The organism is Microbacterium sp. CCNWLW134, assembly GCF_037083565.1.
Classification (GTDB): domain Bacteria; phylum Actinomycetota; class Actinomycetes; order Actinomycetales; family Microbacteriaceae; genus Microbacterium.
Map to the genome: position 1 here is coordinate 729,910 of NZ_JBAOJU010000001.1, position 15,718 is coordinate 745,627.

A 15,718-nucleotide genomic window follows, 5' to 3' on the forward strand; every position below is an offset into this window, starting at 1 on the left:
AAGCGCCTACCCGGCGAGATCGACCCCGACGCCCGCCCAGGCGGCGCGAACGGCCGCTGCTTCTTCGGATGATCCACCGTACTCCGACTGGGCGGTGGCCACCGTCGCGGCGGCGAACTCGGAGAAGTCCGCGGTGGGGGAGAGAGTGCCCGACGTCAGGGCGAGGTACCACACGCGCCCCGCGCGCTCCCAGGCGTAACCGCCGAGCGCGGTGGCGCACAGGTGGAATGCCCGGTTCGGGATGCCGGAGTTGATGTGGACGCCGCCGTTGTCATCGGCGGTCACGACGTAGTCGTCCATGTGCCCCGGCTGCGGGTCGCGGCCGAGGATGTCGTCGTCGTACGCGGTTCCCGGCGCCGCGAGCGATCGCAGGGCCCGCCCCTGCACCGCGGGGGTGAAGATCCCCGCGCCGATGAGCCAGCTGGCCTCTTCGGCGGTCTGGTCGAGGTGGTGCTGCTCGACGAGCACGCCGAACACGTCGGCGAGCGATTCGTTCAGCGCGCCGGACTGGTCCTGGTACTCAAGGCCGCCGGCGGCCTCGATGACGCCGTGCGCGAGTTCGTGGGCGATGACGGTGAGCGAGCCGGTGAAGCCGGTGAACACCTCGCCGTCGCCGTCGCCGAAGACCATGCGCTCACCGTTCCAGAAGGCGTTGTCGTAGTCGCGGCCGTAGTGCACGGTCGCCAGCAGCTGGCCGCCGTCACCGTCGATGCCGTTGCGGTCGAAGGCGTCCCAGAACGCGTCGAAGGTGATGCCGAGCCCGTCGAAGGCCTCGTCGACGGCGGCGTCACCGGTGGCGGGGTCGTCCTCGCCGCGCACGCGGCGACCGGGGAGCACCTCGCGACCGCCGGCATCGGAGATCGTGCGGTCGGGCGCGGGGGCGGTCTCGGCGGTGATCGTGCCGTCATCGCCGATGGACAGGCGCAGCCGACTCCGGGTGATGCGGTACGGCGGGGTGGCCTGCAGGGTGGCGCGCGCCGCGGCGGCCGCGTGGGCGAAGGTCGGCTCGTTCACGGAGGCGATCCGGGCGAGGAGATAGGGAGGGATGATCGCGCGCATGGCGACCACGCTAACGCTCACCTCCGACGCCGGGTCAGGTCGCCGGAGGATCGATCAGGGGCACCGACGCCAAGAGGCGCCGGGTGTAGGCCACCTGCGGTTGCTGCAGCACCTTCTCGGTGGGCCCCTCCTCGACGATGCGGCCGTCCTTCATCACGACCACCTCATCGCAGATGCTCTGGACGACGCCGATGTCGTGCGACACCATCACGAGCGTGAGGTCCTCCTGACGGCGGAGATCGGCCAGCAGGGCGAGGATCTGCGCGCGAACGGTGACGTCGAGGGCCGAGAGCGGCTCATCGCCGATGAGCAGACGCGGCCGATGCACGAGCGCGCGGGCCAGGGCGATGCGCTGGCGCTGGCCGCCCGAGAACTCGTGCGGGAAGCGCTCGGTCATCTCTGCCTCGAGTCCGACCTGTTCGAGGACTTCGCGCACCCTCGCCCGCCGGTCGCCCTCGATCCCGAGGGCCCAGAGGGGTTCCCCGACGATCCGCCCGACGCTCATCCGCGGATCGAGCGAGGCATAGGGGTCCTGGAACACCACGCCGGTCAGGCGCCGGAGCCAGTGCAGCGAGCGTGCGGATGAGGTGGCGTCGACCGCGCGCCCCTCGACCTCGACGGTGCCCGAGGTGGGGGCATCGAGCCCCAGGAGGATCCGCACGAGAGTGGACTTGCCCGACCCCGATTCGCCGATGATGCCCAGCGCACTCCCCGCGCGGACATCGACGTCGGCGTCCTCGAGCGCGGTCGTGTACGTGCGCCGCTCGAACAGGGTCTTCTTCGGCAGCGCGTGACGGCGAGTGAGGCGCCGGGCGCTCAGCAGGGTGTCGCTCACGGCGTCCTCCCCTCGGGGCGCCAGAGCGTCGCGGTGGCGTCGCGGAGGAGACCGCGCGTGACGGGCGACGCGGGGTTGCGCAGGATCGTGGCCACCGGGCCCGCCTCCACGACCCGTCCGTCTTCGAGGACCACGGCGTCGGTGGCGACCTGGGACAGCACGGCGAGATCGTGGGTGATGAAGATCAGCGACATCCCGTCAACGGAGACGAGGGTGCGGAGAAGCTCGAGGATCTCGGCCTGGATCGTGACGTCCAGTGCGGTAGTGGGTTCGTCGGCGATAAGCAGGCGGGGTCGGCAGGCGAGGGCCATCGCAATCGCGACCCGCTGGCGCTGTCCGCCGGAGAGCTGGTGCGGGTAGCGCCCCACGATGCGTTCGGGCTCAGGCAGGGCGACGCGCGCCGCCTCGGCGACGGCCCGTGCCGCGGCATCCTTGCGGGTCGCCCTCTCGTGGATGCGCACCGCCTCGGCGATCTGCCGACCGACCGTGCGGATCGGGTTCAGCGCCGTCCGCGGTTCCTGGAAGACGATGCCGATCTCGTCGCCGCGGAGTTCGGCGAGCTCGCGCTCGCGAAGACCGATGAGCTCGCGGCCGTTCCAGCGCACGCTCCCCGACGCCGTCGCGCCGTCGGGGAGGAGCCCGAGGATCGCCAGTGCCGTGAGCGACTTCCCCGACCCCGACTCGCCGATGAGCCCCACCCGCGCGCCGCTCGGCACCTCGAACGAGATGCCGTCCACGACCCGTCGGCCGTTGATCTCGACGACGAGGTCCCTCACCGACAGACTCATGCGACCACCTCGGGCACATGCGTCCGCGCGCGGCGGGCCGACCCGCCGCGGCGGGAGAGGGTCGGGTCGGTGGCGTCGCGGATGCCGTCGCCGAGGAGGTTCAGCCCGAGGACCGTGAGGGTGATCGCGAGGCCCGGCCACAGCACCGAAAGGGGATACACGGTGAGGTACTGCTGAAGCTCCGCCAGCAGCAGCCCCCACGACGGCTCGGTCGGGGGCGCGCCGAAGCCGAGGTACGACAGACCCGCCTCGGCGAGGACGGCCACGGCCATGCCCCACGACAGCTGCACGATGAACACCGGCGCGACGTTCGGCAGCAGGTGGCGGACGAGGTTCTGCGCGGGGGTGAGGCCCGAGGCGCGGCCCGCGAGCACGAAGTCGCTCTGCAGCACGCGCCGGAGCTCGGGTCGGGTGACGCGGGCGATGTTCACCCCGAAGCCGATGCCCACGGCCCAGATCACGACCCAGAGCGACCCGCCCCAGACCGCCGAGATCATCATCGCGATGAGGAGCACCGGGAAGGCGATGAGGATGTCGACGGCCACCGCCACCGTCTCCCGCACCCAGCGGCGGGTGAGGGCGCCGAGCGCGGCGAGGGCGAGCCCGAGCACGGTGGCCACGAGGCCCGCGCCGACCGCGACGACGACCGTCGTCCGCGACCCGGCGATGAGGAGGCTGAGGATGTCACGGCCGGTGCCGTCGGTGCCGAGGACGTGCGGCCACCCGGGCGGCGCCCAGCGGTTCGGGATGTCGACCTGTTGCGGGTCGAACGGCGTCCACACGAGCGACACCGCGGCGGTGAGGAGGATGACGGCGACGACGATGAGACCGAAGCGGCCGGTCGACAGCGCCCAGAGTCGTCGGAAGGCGCTCATGCGGCCTCCCGCTGCCGGGGGTCGAGGAGGCGGTGGACGAGGTCGACGAGGAAGCCGACGAGGAGCACGAAACCGGTGAGGATCAGCAGTTCGCCCTGCACCATCGGCAGATCACGGGCGTCGACGTCATTCACCAGCATCCGTCCGATCCCGGGCAGGCTGAACAGCTGCTCGATGATCACGGCGCCGACGACGATGCCGGCCACCTGGAGACCCAGCACCGAGATCACCGACAGACCGACGTTCGGCAGCCCGTGCCGGATCAGGGCGGCGTTGCGGGTGAGGCCCTTGGCTGCGGCGGTGCGCACGTAGTCCTGCCCGATCGCTTGGAGGGTGGCGCTCCGCACGAACCGCAGCAGCATCGCCCCCTCGATGATGCCGATCGTGAGCGCGGGGAGGATGAGGGCGCGGAGGGCGTCGACGGGCTGGCTCCAGCCACCCCGGGGGAAGCCCTGGGCGGGGAGCCAGCCGAGCCACACCGCGAAGACCACGACGAGCATCATCCCCGCCCACACCACGGGCACCGCGGCGAGGGCCTGGGCCCCGACGCTCAGCGCGGTGCCGTCTGCGCGTCCGCGGCGGAGGGCCGAGAGCACGCCGAGCGGGACGCTGACGGCGAGGGCGAAGAGGAGGGACAGGATGCCGAGGGGCACCGTCACGCGTGCCTTCTCGGCCAGCTCGGCGGTGACCGTCAGGCCCGTGTAGAGCGACGTACCGAGATCGCCCCGGAACACCCCGCCGATCCAGTCGACGTACTGCGCCCACAGCGGCGCATTCAGCCCGAGGCTCTCCCGGATCGCGGCGACCTGCTCGGGGGTGCCGTTCGTGCCGGCGATCTGCTGTGCGACGTCGCCGGGGAGGACGCGCAGAGTGAGGAAGATGAGCGCACTGGCCACGAACAGCCCCAGCAGCAGCAGGGCTCCCCGGGTCAGCGCGTACCGGATCACTCGCTCTTGGTCAGCTCTGAGAGATCGAGGCGGGCGTTGACGTTGTCAGCCGGCATCCCGTCGATCCCGGTGGCCACCGCACTGACCCCTGCCCAGTTGTAGAGCCAGTCGGCGGCGGCATCCTCGGCGACGATACGCGCGGCCTCGGCGAGGAGGGCGTCGGCCTCCGCCTCATCCGTGGCACGCAGCGACTGCTCGTAAAGATCCTGCACTTCGGGGTTGTCGTAGGTGAAGTAGTAGTCGGGGTTCGCCCAGTTCTCGAAGTCGCGGGGCTCGGCGTGGTTGACGTAGCTGAGCTCGTAGTCCTTGTTCGTGTACACGTCGTTGACCCACACGCCGAAGTCGACCGCGTCGACCTCGAGGGTGATGCCGACCTCGTTGAGGTTCGACACCAAGATCTGCGGGATCGTCGTGCCGTAGAACGAGGGGATGGTGAGGGTCAGCTCGAGGTCGTCGACCCCTGCTTCCTCCAGCAGCGCGCGCGCTGCCTCGGGATCGTACGGCGCCGTGTCGCTGAGGTCCTCGTAGCCGGGGTCGGGCTCGGGGATGGGGCCGTACAGGGTCTGGCCGGCACCGACCGCCTCGACGATGGCGTCGTGATCGATCGCCTGACGGATCGCCTGGCGCACCCGCTGGTCGTCGAGGGGTGCGGCCGTGCTGTTCATCGCCAGCACGCTCTTGTCGGTGGCGGTGCCGAGAACGACGGTCCAGTCGCCGTTCTGCTCGATCTGCTCGGTGAGGTTCGGATCGAACCCGGTGAGCACGTCCACTTCGCCCGCGGCCGCGGCGTTCACCGCGGCTTGGTCCTCGGCGATGTACTGGAAGACCACTTCGCCGACGCCCGCGGCGTCGCCCCAGTAGGCGTCGTTGCGGGTGAGGGTGATGCTCGCCCCCTGCTGCCACTCCTCGAGGACGAACGGCCCGGTGCCGTTGGCCGCCGTCTGGTAGTCGACGGTGTCGCCCTCCTTGAGGATGATCCCGGCGCGGCCGGTGAGGTTCCACAGCAGGCTCGAGTCGGGCTGCGCGAGCGTGAGAGTGACGGTCTGCCCGTCGGCGGTGATCGACGACACGTTCGCCAGACGGGCGGAATCGGCCCACTCGGGGGTGTCCTTGCGGGTCTGCAGCGACCACACCACATCCTGCGCGGTCAGCTCCTGACCGTCGTGGAAGGTGACGCCCTCCTCGAGGGTGAAGGTGTACGTCAGGCCGTCGTCCGAGACCTCCCAGTCGCTGGCGAGCGCCGGGACGATCTCCTGGTCGGTGGTCCGCGACACCAGGCCCTGGTAGACGTTGTCGATGAGCACCTGGTCGAGGGCCGCGCCGGTGGTCTGGCGGATGTCGAGGTTGCCGGGCTCGAGCACGAGGCGGATCGCGACCGAGGCATCGGGGTTCGGCTCGCCTGTCGCGCCCGTCGGACCCGGGTCGGCGGTGGAGGTGCATCCGGCGAGCACGAGGGCGGACGCGGCGAAGAGTGCGGTGGCGGCGAGGGCCGTGCGGCGAAGCATGTGATTCCTTTCGGGACGGCACCCGGGGGAGGGGGATGCCGGCAGGCTCGCCCGAGCGAGCCGTGGTGCGGATACAGCCTAGGGAACCGCCGGGAACCCTGCCGAACCCGCTACCCGGAACGCAACAGAAGCGTTAATCCTTCCCGGCGGCCCGTCGGACTTCGGCGGCCAGGGCGACGGGGGCGTCCTCCTGCAGATTGTGGCCGCCGGCGAGAGTGAGGACGGATGCCGCGGGCACACGCTCGCGGAAGACCTCGGCGTCGGCGTCGGTGACGTAGCCACGCTCGCCCCGGATCAGCTGGAGCGGAGCGCGGACGGCGGCGAGGTCTTCCCATCCCGCCTCACCGAGCACGGCAGCCACGGCATCGCTCCCCGCGCCCGCGTCGGCGTCGGTGGCGGGCCGGTCGCCCCCGTCGGAGGCGGCGGCCGCGATGTGGGCGAAGTGGTGCTTCCACTCCACCCGCCCGTCGGCGCGGATGCGCGAGTTGAAGTACACCCCCCGCGCCGCCTTCTCGCGCGTACCGCCGCCGAGTCCGAATGCCATGGCCTTCTCGACGAGCTCGTCGCGGTCGGCCCAATCCGTGGGCCCGGCGAAGAACCGGCGGATCTGTGCGGCCCCGGCGTTCGGATCGAGGCCCGGGGTGATGTCGATCACGACGAGGCGCTCGACGAGGTCGGGGCGAGCGGCGGCGACGGCAGCGGCGGTGAGACCCCCGAGGGACTGTCCGACCAGCACCTGCGGACGATCGGTCCAGGCGGTCATCGCCGTGGCGACGTCGGGTGCCAGCATCCGTCCGACATAGGCGGCGTCGGCGCGCCACGACGAATCGCCGTGTCCGGGCAGATCGATCGCGAGGGCCGGAAGACCGAGGGCGATGACGGTGGTGTCCCAGGTGTGGGCGTTCAGCCCCGCACCGTGGAGGAAGGTCACCACGGGGCGGTCACCGGGGGCATCGAACCACCACCGCAGTCCGCTGACGACCCGACCGTCGGGAAGGTCGATCCGACGGCGCTCACCGTGGGGGAGCGGGCCCGGCAGACCGGCGTCGGCCGCCTGGGCGGGGAGGAATGAGAACTCATCGGCGGGTTCGGTCACGCGGCCATTCTGCCTCAGGCCCGCTCGCGGCCGCGCGGGTAGGCTGACGCCATGACCGCGGAACAGCGCGTACACCTGGCGAAGTCGGCTCCCCCCGCCTACAGCTCGCTCGCGGGCCTGGCGAAGCAGGTCGGGGCGATCGCGGCCGAGGCCGGCATCGATGACCGTCTCAAGGAGATCGTGCAGATCCACGTGTCCCAGCTCAACGGCTGCGCCTACTGCGTGCGCGTGCACGTGGAGAAGGGGGTGAAGGCGGGGCTCGACGCCGACGTCGTCGCGCAGATCGCCACGTGGCGTGACTCGGGCGTCTTCTCCGAGCGCGAGCGGGCCGGGCTCGAGCTGGCCGAGGCCTTCACCTTCATCCACGACGACGGGATCCCCGACGACGTCTACGACCGTGTCGGGGGTGTCCTCAGCGAGGCCGAGTACGTCGCCCTCAGCTGGATCCTCATCTCCATCAACGCCTTCAACCGCCTCGCCATCGCCGGGCGGTACCCGGTCGCGTCGCGGGAGACCAGCGCGGCGACCTCGCGATGACCTCGGACGACCCGCACGTCCCCGGCAGCGTCAACCTCCGCGACACCGGGGGGCTCCCGGCCGGTCGCGGCACGACGCGATCCGGCGTCCTCTTCCGGTCGGGGAATCTCGCCCAGCTCCACGACGACGGTGTGGCGGCGCTCGGTCGCCTGGGCATCCGGACCATCGTCGACCTCCGCGCCGACGACGAGGTCGCCCACGCCCCGAGCCGCGTGGGTTCGCTCGGGGTCACCACGGCCCATGTGCCGCTCTTCCTCGGCTCGGTGACCTCGTTCTTCACCCAGGACATGAGCCTGTCCGACATGTTCCGCTCGCTCGCCGAGGAATCGGGTGAGCAGATCGTGACCGCGATCCGCGCCATCCTCGGTGATCCCCCCGCCCTGGTCCACTGCACGGTGGGGAAGGATCGCACGGGGGTCACCGTCGCCATCGCGCTCGCCGCGGCGGGCGTCGACCGCGAGGCGATCATCGCCGACTACGCCCGCACCGAGGGCCTGCTGCCCGAGTGGCGCAACCGCGACATCGTGGCGCGGCTGAAGCAGCGGCATCCCGAAGCCGTTCACCTGGAGGAACTGGCCACCCGCTCGCCGGCGCCGGTGATGCGCGCGTTCCTCGACGACCTCGACGAGCGATACGGGTCGGTGGCCGGCTTCCTCGTCGCGCACGGGCTCGGCGAGGACGAGGTACGGCGGCTCCGCGAGGTTCTCGTGGAGGAGGCGAGGGGCGCCTCCGAGAAAGACCTCGCATCGAACGACTCAGGTTAGGCAACCCTTCCTCGGCGGTATAGTGAAAGGGCCATGTCGAAGATCGCCCCGTCGCCCACCGAGCACAACACCGCTGCCTGCCGCTCATCGCGGCACACGCGCGTGCAGCACGTGATCGCCGCCGACGAAGCGTCGCTCGTCGAGCTCGAGACGCTGCTGGCGACCCTCCCGCTGTGCTCGACCGGACGGGTGTTCATCGAGATCCCCGACGACGCCGCGCGCCGCGACATCGCCGTTCCGCCGAGGATGGTGCTCACCTGGCTCGACCGCTCGCGCCGCAGCGGCGCACCCGGCACGGGTCGTGGCTGCACCTCGGGCGAGGCCCTGTCTCGCGCGGTGATCGCGTGGGCCGACGAGATGCTCTGCGACGACGGCGACGCCACGCGCATCCATCTTCTCGGCGGCTACCTCGGGACCGTCGACATCGTCGAACACCTCACCGGGGTGCGCGAGATCGACCCCTCGCACATCCACACCCCGGCTCGCTACGGTCTCAGCTCCGCGCGCTGACGCGCTCGGGCCGGCGGGGGAGATAGCGGCCGTCCTCCAGGCCCGCCTGGACCTCGAAGCGGTTGCGCAGCGGATCACGCCCCGCCAGCAGATACAGCACGGGCATGAGGAACCCGTACCGGCGCCACTGGCGCTTGTGCACCGCCTCGTGTCGGAGGAGCCGGTCGTCGATGGTGCCCGTGCCGGTGAGGAAGCAGTCGCCGACGCACACTCCGCCTCGCGCGAAGGTCCAGTTCGGCATGCCGCGGAAGACGAGCAGCCCGCCCCGGCGCTCGACCCTGCCCGTGCTCCACAGCGCGCCCCACACGCGGCCGAGGGCGCACCCGTAGAGGTACCCGAGATAGCTGAACGGCGAGTCGAGAAGCAGGGACGGGACGAACCGGTCGGGGTCGTCGCTCACGCCAGCGCCCCGACGATGCGCAGGATCGTGCCGAGATCGTCGACGGCCACTTCGGGTTCGGTCGGGGAGAACTCGGTGAGCGTCGCTCCCGCGAGCGGGAGGCGGGCTCGAACGGCGCGGATCGTGCCGACGACCTGCTCCACCGTGGCTCCGAAGGGCACCGGATGACTCACGCCGCTGATCAGCCCGGGATCGAGCACGTCGAGGTCGACGTGGATGTACACGCGGCTCGCCCCGGTTGCGGCGACCGCCTCGACGACGGCCTCGGGGTCGGCGAGGGCGTCGGGGCCGAGGAGGGTGATCCCGGATGCCGGGGCGAAGTCCTCCTCCTCGGCATCGAATTCGCGGGTCCCCGCCAGCAGAACACGTGAGGCGGGAAGCGGGGGATCCAAGGCGAGCCCCGCCGGGGCGTCGCCGAGGAGGGCTCGCACGACCATTCCGTGGAAGGCGCCGCTCGGCGAGGTCGCCGGCGTCTGCAGATCGGCGTGGGCGTCGAGCCAGAGGACGGTCACGTCGGAGGTGTCGAGCGCGGCGAGAGAGGGGAGCGCCACCCCGCAGTCGCCGCCGACCACCACGGCCGGCCCGTCACCGTCGGCGACCGCGCGCGAGACCAGTTCGGCGATGCGGGTAAGCGAGCTGAAGCGACGCACCCCCGAGCCGAGGTCCTCGCCGGCTTCGGTGGGGACCTCGAGGATCGTGGTCGCGGTGCGGGGGAGGTCGCCGGCGATCGCCAGCGCCCCGTCGATGAGACGCATCGCCCGCGATGACGAAGACCCCTGCCATTGTGGGACGACGATGAAGCGTGCCACGTCGGCTCCTTCCGTGAGAACGGCGACGGGGGTGGGCGATCGTGCGCCCACCCCCGTCGATGCGATCAGACCGCGTCGGGGCTGGCCGGCAGCGCCTGGGGCGTCGGGCCCCCGGTCTTCAGCGCGGCCAGGCGCGCCTCGACCTCGGTGAGCTCACCGACATCCTCCAGCGCGTTGAACTGCGCGTCCAGGCTCGAGGCGGCCAGTTCCTGCTTGCCCTGGGCCAGGGCCTCCTGGCGGCGGACCTTGTCCTCGAACCGGCCGAGCTCGCTGGTGGGGTCGAGCACGTCGATGGAGCGGACCGCGTCGTGCACCTTGGTCTGGGCCTCGGCGACCTTCGCGCGCGACAGCAGCTCGGAGCGCTTGGACTTCAGCTGCTCGAGCTTCTGCTTCATGCCGTTGAGGCCGTCCTTGAGCTTGTCGACGACCTCGGTCTGGGTGGCGATGGTGGGGGCGATCGCCCGCGCCTCGTTCTCTTCGCTGATCTGGCGCTGCAGGGCGATCTTGGCGAGGTTGTCGAACTTGTCGGCGTCGACGGTGTTGCCCTGGGCGCGCAGCTCGTCGGCCTTGCGGCTGGCCGCGAGCGCCTTGTTGCCCCACTCGGCAGCCGCCTGCACGTCCTCCTGGTGGTCGCGCTCGAGCAGGCGCAGGTTGCCGATCGTCTCGGCGATCGCCGACTCGGCGTCGGCGATGGAGTTGGTGTAGTCGCGCACCAGCTGGTCGAGCATCTTCTGCGGATCCTCGGCCTGGTCGATGAGGGCGTTGATGTTCGCTCGGACGAGCGTGGAGATGCGACCGAAGATGGACTGCTTGGCCATCATGTTTCCTTCCTGTCGGTACGTGGTGTGAGCCGGAGCTCGGGGTCGAACGATGCGAGTGTCGGTGGTGGGTCCGGACGTGGGCGGCGGATCAGAAGCGGCCACCTCCGCGGCGCCCGCGCGTTCCTCCGCCTCCGAAGCTACCGGTGCGGAATCCGCCGCCGCCCGAACGGCGCCCGCCGAACGAGGCGGACCCGCCGGAGCGCCACGATGAACCGCCCCCTCCGCCGCGCAGGGAGTTGACGACGATGCCGCCGAGGATCGCCCCGAGGATGTCGCTGCCGGCACCTCCGGCTCGGCCTCCGCCGAACATGCCGTCGCTGTTGTATCCGCCGCCGTCGAAGGCGCCGACATCGCGCTGGGCCGTAGCCAGGGCCTCGTCGGCGAGCGCCTGGGCGCGCTCGGCCTCGGCCAGTGCGGCGCGCGGATCGGAGGTCTGGAGGTGCTCGGCGCGGACGACGGCGGCGCCGGCCTCGGCGAGGCGGGTACGGGCGTTCGCGCCCACCGCCCCGCGCCGCGTCATGATGTAGTCCTCTGCCGCGGCGACCCGGGCGCGGGCGCCGGTGAGGGTGCGGGCGAGCGCCTCGGTCAGCCGGTGCTGCTCGGCCTGGGCGTCGCGGATGCCCGCCACCAGCGCATCCAGCTGCTGATCGGCGGCTTGCAGCCGGTGCAGCGTCGCGAGCGGGTCTCGGGGGCTCGCCGACAATTCGTCGCGTGCGAGCCCGGTGACCTGCCGCGTGGCCGCGACGGCCGCGGCGACCTGGCCGTCGGGGTCGGGGAGTGCCCCCGACGCGGCCGTCTCGCGCTCGAGCTCGGCGATGAGATCGGATGCCGCCTTCTCGGCGTTTCGCAGATCGGCGGCCAGCTTCTCCACCGCGTTCTGAAGCACCTCGGCCTGATCGACGGCCTCTTCAGCAGCACGGATGCCGACAGCGGCCTCGCCGCCGTCGCCGCCGTCCAGAGCGGTCCGTGCCTCGGTCAACTGCTGCTCGGCGAACCCGAGACGCTGACGCGCCTGTTCGACGTTGTCGGCGACGGCGCTGAGGGCGGTGTCGCGGTAGGTCGCGCGCAGCTGCGTCATCCGCTCTTCGGCGGCGCCGAGCCGGGCGATCGCATGCTCTCGCTCGGCCGCGACACGGGTGAGGGCCTCGGGGGCGGTGCGCTCGAGCTCGCGCAGCGCATCGAAGTCGGCGGCCTTCTCGTCGAGCCCGGCGTTGGCGGCCTGGCAGAGCTGGAGGATGCGCTCGTTCCACTCGCGGCGATCCGCGTCGGTGTCGGCGATCTCGTCGTCGAGGCGCTGCTTGAGCGTGAAGGCCTCGGCGAGCTGCGCCTTGGCCGTGTCGAGGGCGGCGACGAAATCGGCGGTGGCGTCGTCGCCGAACTGCGCGCGGGCGAAGCCGAGCTCCTGCTCGCTGGTGCGGACGGCGTCGTCGGTGTCGACCAGGGCCGAGGCAGCCTGTCGTTCGAGGTCGGCCAGGGGCATCTGCGGAGCCTCGGCCGACGCGGGGTGCGCGCCGGCGGCGGCACCGACGGCGCGGCGGCGGCGTCGCACGAGGAGCCAGATGACGACGACGGCGGCGACACCCACCAGAACAAGAACGAAGATCCACCCCGCTCCGGCACCGGAGGTGGTGGCGGACTCGAAACCGTCGACCGTCGTGGTCACGGCACCCACCCAGTCTCCGTCGCGGAGGAAGGGGCGGATCTCTCCTTCGATGGCGGTCAGCTCGTCGGCCGACACCGGGCCCGCACTGTCGGCCGAGATGTAGTACTCCCGCCCGTCGGTCGAGACCGCGAGCACGTACTGGTCGATGCCGAGGCCGTTGCGCGAAGCCACCTCGTCGGCCCACTGCTGACTGTCGTCGGGGTTGGTGAACTCCGAGACGAAGACCGCGTAGAGATCGATGCCGGTCTGGTCGTACAGCGCGGCGAGCTGGTCCTGGACGGCCGACTCCTCAGCCTGGTCGAGCACGTCGGACTCGTCGACTACGTACCCGGCGCCCAGCTCCACCGGGTCGGTCGCCGAGGCGGCGGGTCCGCCCGCCACGAGGATCATCGTCAGCGCCGCCGTGACCGCCGCCGCCCATCGCGCACGCATGGATCAGCCTCCCACCGTGAGTCTATGCAGGGGGGCTGACCACGCGGTAGGGAAACGTCCAGGCTCGCCCGAGTCGCGGGTCGCTGCACCTCACGGCGACCGCTCGCGGGTATCGTCTTCGCGGCCGCGGAGGGAACACATGGACGATCGATACGGTGGCGACGTGCTGTCGGCGGGTTGGCGCGAGCGCGGCCGTCCGGTGGTGGCGCGCGTCGGCGCGGAGCGCGACCTGGTCGTCGAAGTCGCCGACGACGGGTTCTGCGGCGCCGTCACCGGCGTCACCGGGGGACTGGTCGAACTCGAGGACCGCCTCGGGCGGCGACGGGTGTTCCCGCTCGGCCCCGGATTCCTCATCGACGGAGCCGACGTGATCCTCGACCCCCCGCGTCCGGCAGCGGCATCGGCGCCGCGACGCACGGCATCCGGATCGTTCGCCGTCGCCGACGCGCGGGCGCGGACGGCCCGGGCGAGCCGCATCCTCGTCGAGGGGCGACACGATGCCGAACTGGTCGAGAGAGTCTGGGGCGACGACCTGCGCGTCGAGGGCGTCGTGGTCGAGTATCTGGAAGGGGTCGACCATCTCGCCGATGTCCTCGACGCCGATCCGCCGAGCTCCGACCGCCGCTACGGCGTGCTCGTCGACCACCTCGTGCCGGGCTCGAAGGAGTCGAGACTGGCGGCCGCAGTCGAGGCGACCCGCCACGGGCCCTTCGTGCGGATCGTGGGGCATCCGTTCGTCGACGTGTGGCAGTGCGTCACACCCCGGGCGATGGGGATCAGCGCGTGGCCCGAGGTGCCACGGGGCATCGAGTTCAAGGTCGGTGTCTGCCGGGCGCTCGGCTGGCCGGCGCGGGATCAGGCCGACATCGCCCGTGCCTGGCAGCGGATCCTCGGACGCGTGAGCTCGTACCGCGACCTCGAACCGGCTCTCCTCGGGCGTGTGGAGGAGCTCATCGATTTCGTGACCGAACCCGGCGCCGCCTGAGCGGTCGGTAGCCTGGGGGTATGCCCGAATCCACCGACGTCCGCGTCTTCCGCGAGCGGCCGGTGTCGTTCGTCCGGCGCAGCGGTCGGATGTCCGAGGCGCAGGAACGCGCATGGGAACAGCTGTCGGCGCACTACGTGCTGGATTTCGAACGCGGCGACGCGGCGACGAGCGTGCGACCGGATGCCGCCATCGACCCCGCACGGGTGTTCGGCCGTCGAGCTCCCCTCGTGGTGGAGATCGGGTCGGGCCAGGGGCATGCGATCGTCCACGCCGCGGCCTCTCGTCCCGACACCGACTTCCTCGCCGTCGAGGTGTTCAAGGCGGGCCTTGCCCGCACCATGCTCGATGCCGATCGCGCCGCGGCGCGCAATCTCCGCCTGGCCGAGGCCAATGCGCCCGAGGTGCTGGAGCACCTTCTGCCCGCGGGCTCGGTGGATGAGCTGTGGATCTTCTTCCCCGATCCGTGGCACAAGAAGCGGCACACCAAGCGGCGCCTGATCGACCCGGATTTCGCCCCGTTGGTCCGGCAGGCGCTCCGCCCCGGCGGCGTGGTGCGATTGGCCACCGACTGGGAGGACTACGCGCGGCAGATGCGCGTCGTGTTCGATGAGGCGCAGGGATTCACCCGCGATTTCTCCGGGGAGTGGGCCGAGCGTCACCCTGGGCGGGTGCTCACCGCGTTCGAGCGCAAGGGCGAGCGAGCGGGGCGCGCGATCCGCGACCTCGCCTACCGCACCGCCGGTGGGCGCTGATGCCCGCGCTTCCCGAGGTCGCGACCCTCCACCGCCCGGCGCTGTCGGCCAAACTCGCCCCGGCGATCCTGGTGTGCCTGGCCGCTCCGGCGTTCTTCGTCCTCCTGCTGCCCTGGCTCGGGTGGACCCTCCTGGCCGCCGGTCTGCTCGCAGCCTTCCTGGTCGAGCGATCCGACGCCCGCCGTGCGATGACCTCGGGCACGGCGGCGGAGGGCTTCGAGGGACGTCGGCCCCCCGGCATCCTTCGCGACCTGTCTCTGATCGCCGCCGGTCTGCTCATCGTCAGCGCCATCCCGCTCAAGGCCGAGCTCGACAACATCGCCATGCTGCGGTTCACCGTGGCCCTCGGCGGGGCGGTGCTGGTGCCCTACCTGATCTCGCGATTCGTGTATCGCGACTACGCCATCCGCTTCCCGTGGCGAGGCGGTGGCCGGTGGACCTCGCTGCAGTGGGGCTGGCTCGTAGGCGTGCTGGTGCTCGGCTGGCTGATCCTGCCGTTCTACTTCATCACATCGGGGGTCTACCAGAACTGGCCGGTCGTGGACACCCCCGACCTCATCGCGCGACTGTTCGTCGGCGTGGGCGCGGTGGGCATCTGGGACGAGCTGTTCTTCATCTGCACGTGCTTCGCCCTGCTCCGCCGCCACTTCCCCGACAAGCAGGCCAATGTGCTGCAGGCGATCGTCTTCGTGTCGTTCCTCTGGGAACTCGGCTACCGCGCGTGGGGTCCGGTGCTGACCATCCCCTTCGCGCTCCTTCAGGGCTACATCTTCATGCGCACGCGGTCACTCGCCTACGTCGTCACGGTGCATCTGCTCTTCGACGCCGTGGTGTTCGCCGTGCTCGTGCACGCCCACAACCCGGGGCTTCTCGACGGGCTGTTCTTCGTTCCGAGCCCCGGCTGAGCCCCACCGGGGAGGCCGTCCTCCTCAGGACC

General features: G+C 71.3%; 17 protein-coding genes. 6 read left to right on the forward strand and 11 right to left on the reverse strand.

Features of this window, described 5'->3' with window-relative positions; genetic code table 11:
• Window positions 1-6: 6 nt before the first annotated feature.
• The 7 genes from V6S02_RS03355 to V6S02_RS03385 form a co-directional block, all read right to left on the reverse strand.
• Complete coding sequence (locus tag V6S02_RS03355; protein ID WP_124292787.1) at window positions 7-1,059, reverse strand: M4 family metallopeptidase; 1,053 nt, start codon at window positions 1,057-1,059, stop codon at window positions 7-9.
• 34 nt (window positions 1,060-1,093) lie between these two features.
• Window positions 1,094-1,894, reverse strand: coding sequence for an ABC transporter ATP-binding protein (locus V6S02_RS03360; protein WP_336399868.1), 801 nt, complete (start codon window positions 1,892-1,894; stop codon window positions 1,094-1,096).
• Window positions 1,891-2,682: an ABC transporter ATP-binding protein gene (locus tag V6S02_RS03365; protein ID WP_124292789.1), complete on the reverse strand. Its 792-nt coding sequence runs from the start codon at window positions 2,680-2,682 to the stop codon at window positions 1,891-1,893. The genes V6S02_RS03360 and V6S02_RS03365 overlap by 4 nt, the downstream gene beginning before the upstream one ends.
• A complete protein-coding gene (locus tag V6S02_RS03370) occupies window positions 2,679-3,557 on the reverse strand; it encodes an ABC transporter permease (RefSeq protein ID WP_124292790.1) in 879 nt (292 codons plus the stop codon). Before V6S02_RS03370 ends, V6S02_RS03365 begins: the two co-directional genes overlap by 4 nt.
• Window positions 3,554-4,504 carry an ABC transporter permease gene (locus tag V6S02_RS03375; protein WP_124292791.1) on the reverse strand — a complete coding sequence of 317 codons (951 nt, stop codon included), beginning with the start codon at window positions 4,502-4,504 and terminating at the stop codon, window positions 3,554-3,556. Before V6S02_RS03375 ends, V6S02_RS03370 begins: the two co-directional genes overlap by 4 nt.
• Window positions 4,501-6,009 carry an ABC transporter substrate-binding protein gene (locus V6S02_RS03380; protein ID WP_124292792.1) on the reverse strand — a complete coding sequence of 503 codons (1,509 nt, stop codon included), beginning with the start codon at window positions 6,007-6,009 and terminating at the stop codon, window positions 4,501-4,503. Before V6S02_RS03380 ends, V6S02_RS03375 begins: the two co-directional genes overlap by 4 nt.
• A 133-nt stretch (window positions 6,010-6,142) precedes the next feature.
• Window positions 6,143-7,105, reverse strand: a complete 963-nt coding sequence (locus tag V6S02_RS03385) for an alpha/beta fold hydrolase (protein WP_336399869.1) — start codon at window positions 7,103-7,105, stop codon at window positions 6,143-6,145.
• A gap of 51 nt (window positions 7,106-7,156) precedes the next feature.
• On the opposite strand from V6S02_RS03385, the gene V6S02_RS03390 reads away from it, so the two are divergent.
• The 3 genes from V6S02_RS03390 to V6S02_RS03400 are packed head-to-tail and all read left to right on the forward strand — an operon-like array spanning window position 7,157 to window position 8,916.
• Window positions 7,157-7,642 (forward strand): carboxymuconolactone decarboxylase family protein, encoded by a 486-nt coding sequence (locus V6S02_RS03390; protein WP_124292794.1) that lies wholly within the window; start codon window positions 7,157-7,159, stop codon window positions 7,640-7,642.
• On the forward strand, window positions 7,639-8,406 hold the full coding sequence (locus V6S02_RS03395) for a tyrosine-protein phosphatase (protein ID WP_336399870.1): 768 nt from the start codon (window positions 7,639-7,641) through the stop codon (window positions 8,404-8,406). Before V6S02_RS03390 ends, V6S02_RS03395 begins: the two co-directional genes overlap by 4 nt.
• Before the next feature lie 33 nt (window positions 8,407-8,439).
• On the forward strand, window positions 8,440-8,916 hold the full coding sequence (locus V6S02_RS03400; protein WP_124292796.1) for an SIP domain-containing protein: 477 nt from the start codon (window positions 8,440-8,442) through the stop codon (window positions 8,914-8,916).
• On the opposite strand, the gene V6S02_RS03405 is transcribed toward V6S02_RS03400, so the two are convergent.
• From V6S02_RS03405 to V6S02_RS03420, 4 genes are all read right to left on the reverse strand, one after another.
• Window positions 8,900-9,316, reverse strand: a complete 417-nt coding sequence (locus tag V6S02_RS03405) for a Fe-S oxidoreductase (RefSeq protein WP_336399871.1) — start codon at window positions 9,314-9,316, stop codon at window positions 8,900-8,902. The two genes, V6S02_RS03400 and V6S02_RS03405, sit on opposite strands and share 17 nt — an antisense overlap.
• Window positions 9,313-10,125 carry an arginase family protein gene (locus V6S02_RS03410; protein WP_336399872.1) on the reverse strand — a complete coding sequence of 271 codons (813 nt, stop codon included), beginning with the start codon at window positions 10,123-10,125 and terminating at the stop codon, window positions 9,313-9,315. The genes V6S02_RS03405 and V6S02_RS03410 overlap by 4 nt, the downstream gene beginning before the upstream one ends.
• Before the next feature lie 65 nt (window positions 10,126-10,190).
• A complete protein-coding gene (locus V6S02_RS03415) occupies window positions 10,191-10,943 on the reverse strand; it encodes a PspA/IM30 family protein (protein WP_124294407.1) in 753 nt (250 codons plus the stop codon).
• Window positions 10,944-11,034: 91 nt separating this feature from the next.
• A complete protein-coding gene (locus V6S02_RS03420; RefSeq protein WP_336399873.1) occupies window positions 11,035-13,041 on the reverse strand; it encodes a TPM domain-containing protein in 2,007 nt (668 codons plus the stop codon).
• Between the two features lie 139 nt (window positions 13,042-13,180).
• On the opposite strand from V6S02_RS03420, the gene V6S02_RS03425 reads away from it, so the two are divergent.
• The 3 genes from V6S02_RS03425 to V6S02_RS03435 are packed head-to-tail and all read left to right on the forward strand — an operon-like array spanning window position 13,181 to window position 15,686.
• On the forward strand, window positions 13,181-14,026 hold the full coding sequence (locus tag V6S02_RS03425) for a DUF3097 family protein (RefSeq protein WP_124292799.1): 846 nt from the start codon (window positions 13,181-13,183) through the stop codon (window positions 14,024-14,026).
• Between the two features lie 20 nt (window positions 14,027-14,046).
• Complete coding sequence (gene trmB / locus V6S02_RS03430; protein ID WP_124292800.1) at window positions 14,047-14,781, forward strand: tRNA (guanosine(46)-N7)-methyltransferase TrmB; 735 nt, start codon at window positions 14,047-14,049, stop codon at window positions 14,779-14,781.
• Window positions 14,781-15,686: a CPBP family intramembrane glutamic endopeptidase gene (locus tag V6S02_RS03435; protein WP_336399874.1), complete on the forward strand. Its 906-nt coding sequence runs from the start codon at window positions 14,781-14,783 to the stop codon at window positions 15,684-15,686. The genes trmB and V6S02_RS03435 overlap by 1 nt, the downstream gene beginning before the upstream one ends.
• The last annotated feature ends 32 nt before the right edge of the window (window positions 15,687-15,718 follow it).

Coding starts and splice junctions, on each gene's coding strand:
- V6S02_RS03355 (WP_124292787.1), bottom strand. CDS start 1,059: ATGCGCGCGATCATCCCTCCCTATCTCCTCGCCCGGATCGCCTCCGTG.
- V6S02_RS03435 (WP_336399874.1), top strand. CDS start 14,781: ATGCCCGCGCTTCCCGAGGTCGCGACCCTCCACCGCCCGGCGCTGTCG.
- V6S02_RS03420 (WP_336399873.1), bottom strand. CDS start 13,041: ATGCGTGCGCGATGGGCGGCGGCGGTCACGGCGGCGCTGACGATGATC.
- V6S02_RS03395 (WP_336399870.1), top strand. CDS start 7,639: ATGACCTCGGACGACCCGCACGTCCCCGGCAGCGTCAACCTCCGCGAC.
- V6S02_RS03365 (WP_124292789.1), bottom strand. CDS start 2,682: ATGAGTCTGTCGGTGAGGGACCTCGTCGTCGAGATCAACGGCCGACGG.
- V6S02_RS03390 (WP_124292794.1), top strand. CDS start 7,157: ATGACCGCGGAACAGCGCGTACACCTGGCGAAGTCGGCTCCCCCCGCC.
- trmB (WP_124292800.1), top strand. CDS start 14,047: ATGCCCGAATCCACCGACGTCCGCGTCTTCCGCGAGCGGCCGGTGTCG.
- V6S02_RS03380 (WP_124292792.1), bottom strand. CDS start 6,009: ATGCTTCGCCGCACGGCCCTCGCCGCCACCGCACTCTTCGCCGCGTCC.
- V6S02_RS03415 (WP_124294407.1), bottom strand. CDS start 10,943: ATGGCCAAGCAGTCCATCTTCGGTCGCATCTCCACGCTCGTCCGAGCG.
- V6S02_RS03370 (WP_124292790.1), bottom strand. CDS start 3,557: ATGAGCGCCTTCCGACGACTCTGGGCGCTGTCGACCGGCCGCTTCGGT.
- V6S02_RS03425 (WP_124292799.1), top strand. CDS start 13,181: ATGGACGATCGATACGGTGGCGACGTGCTGTCGGCGGGTTGGCGCGAG.
- V6S02_RS03400 (WP_124292796.1), top strand. CDS start 8,440: ATGTCGAAGATCGCCCCGTCGCCCACCGAGCACAACACCGCTGCCTGC.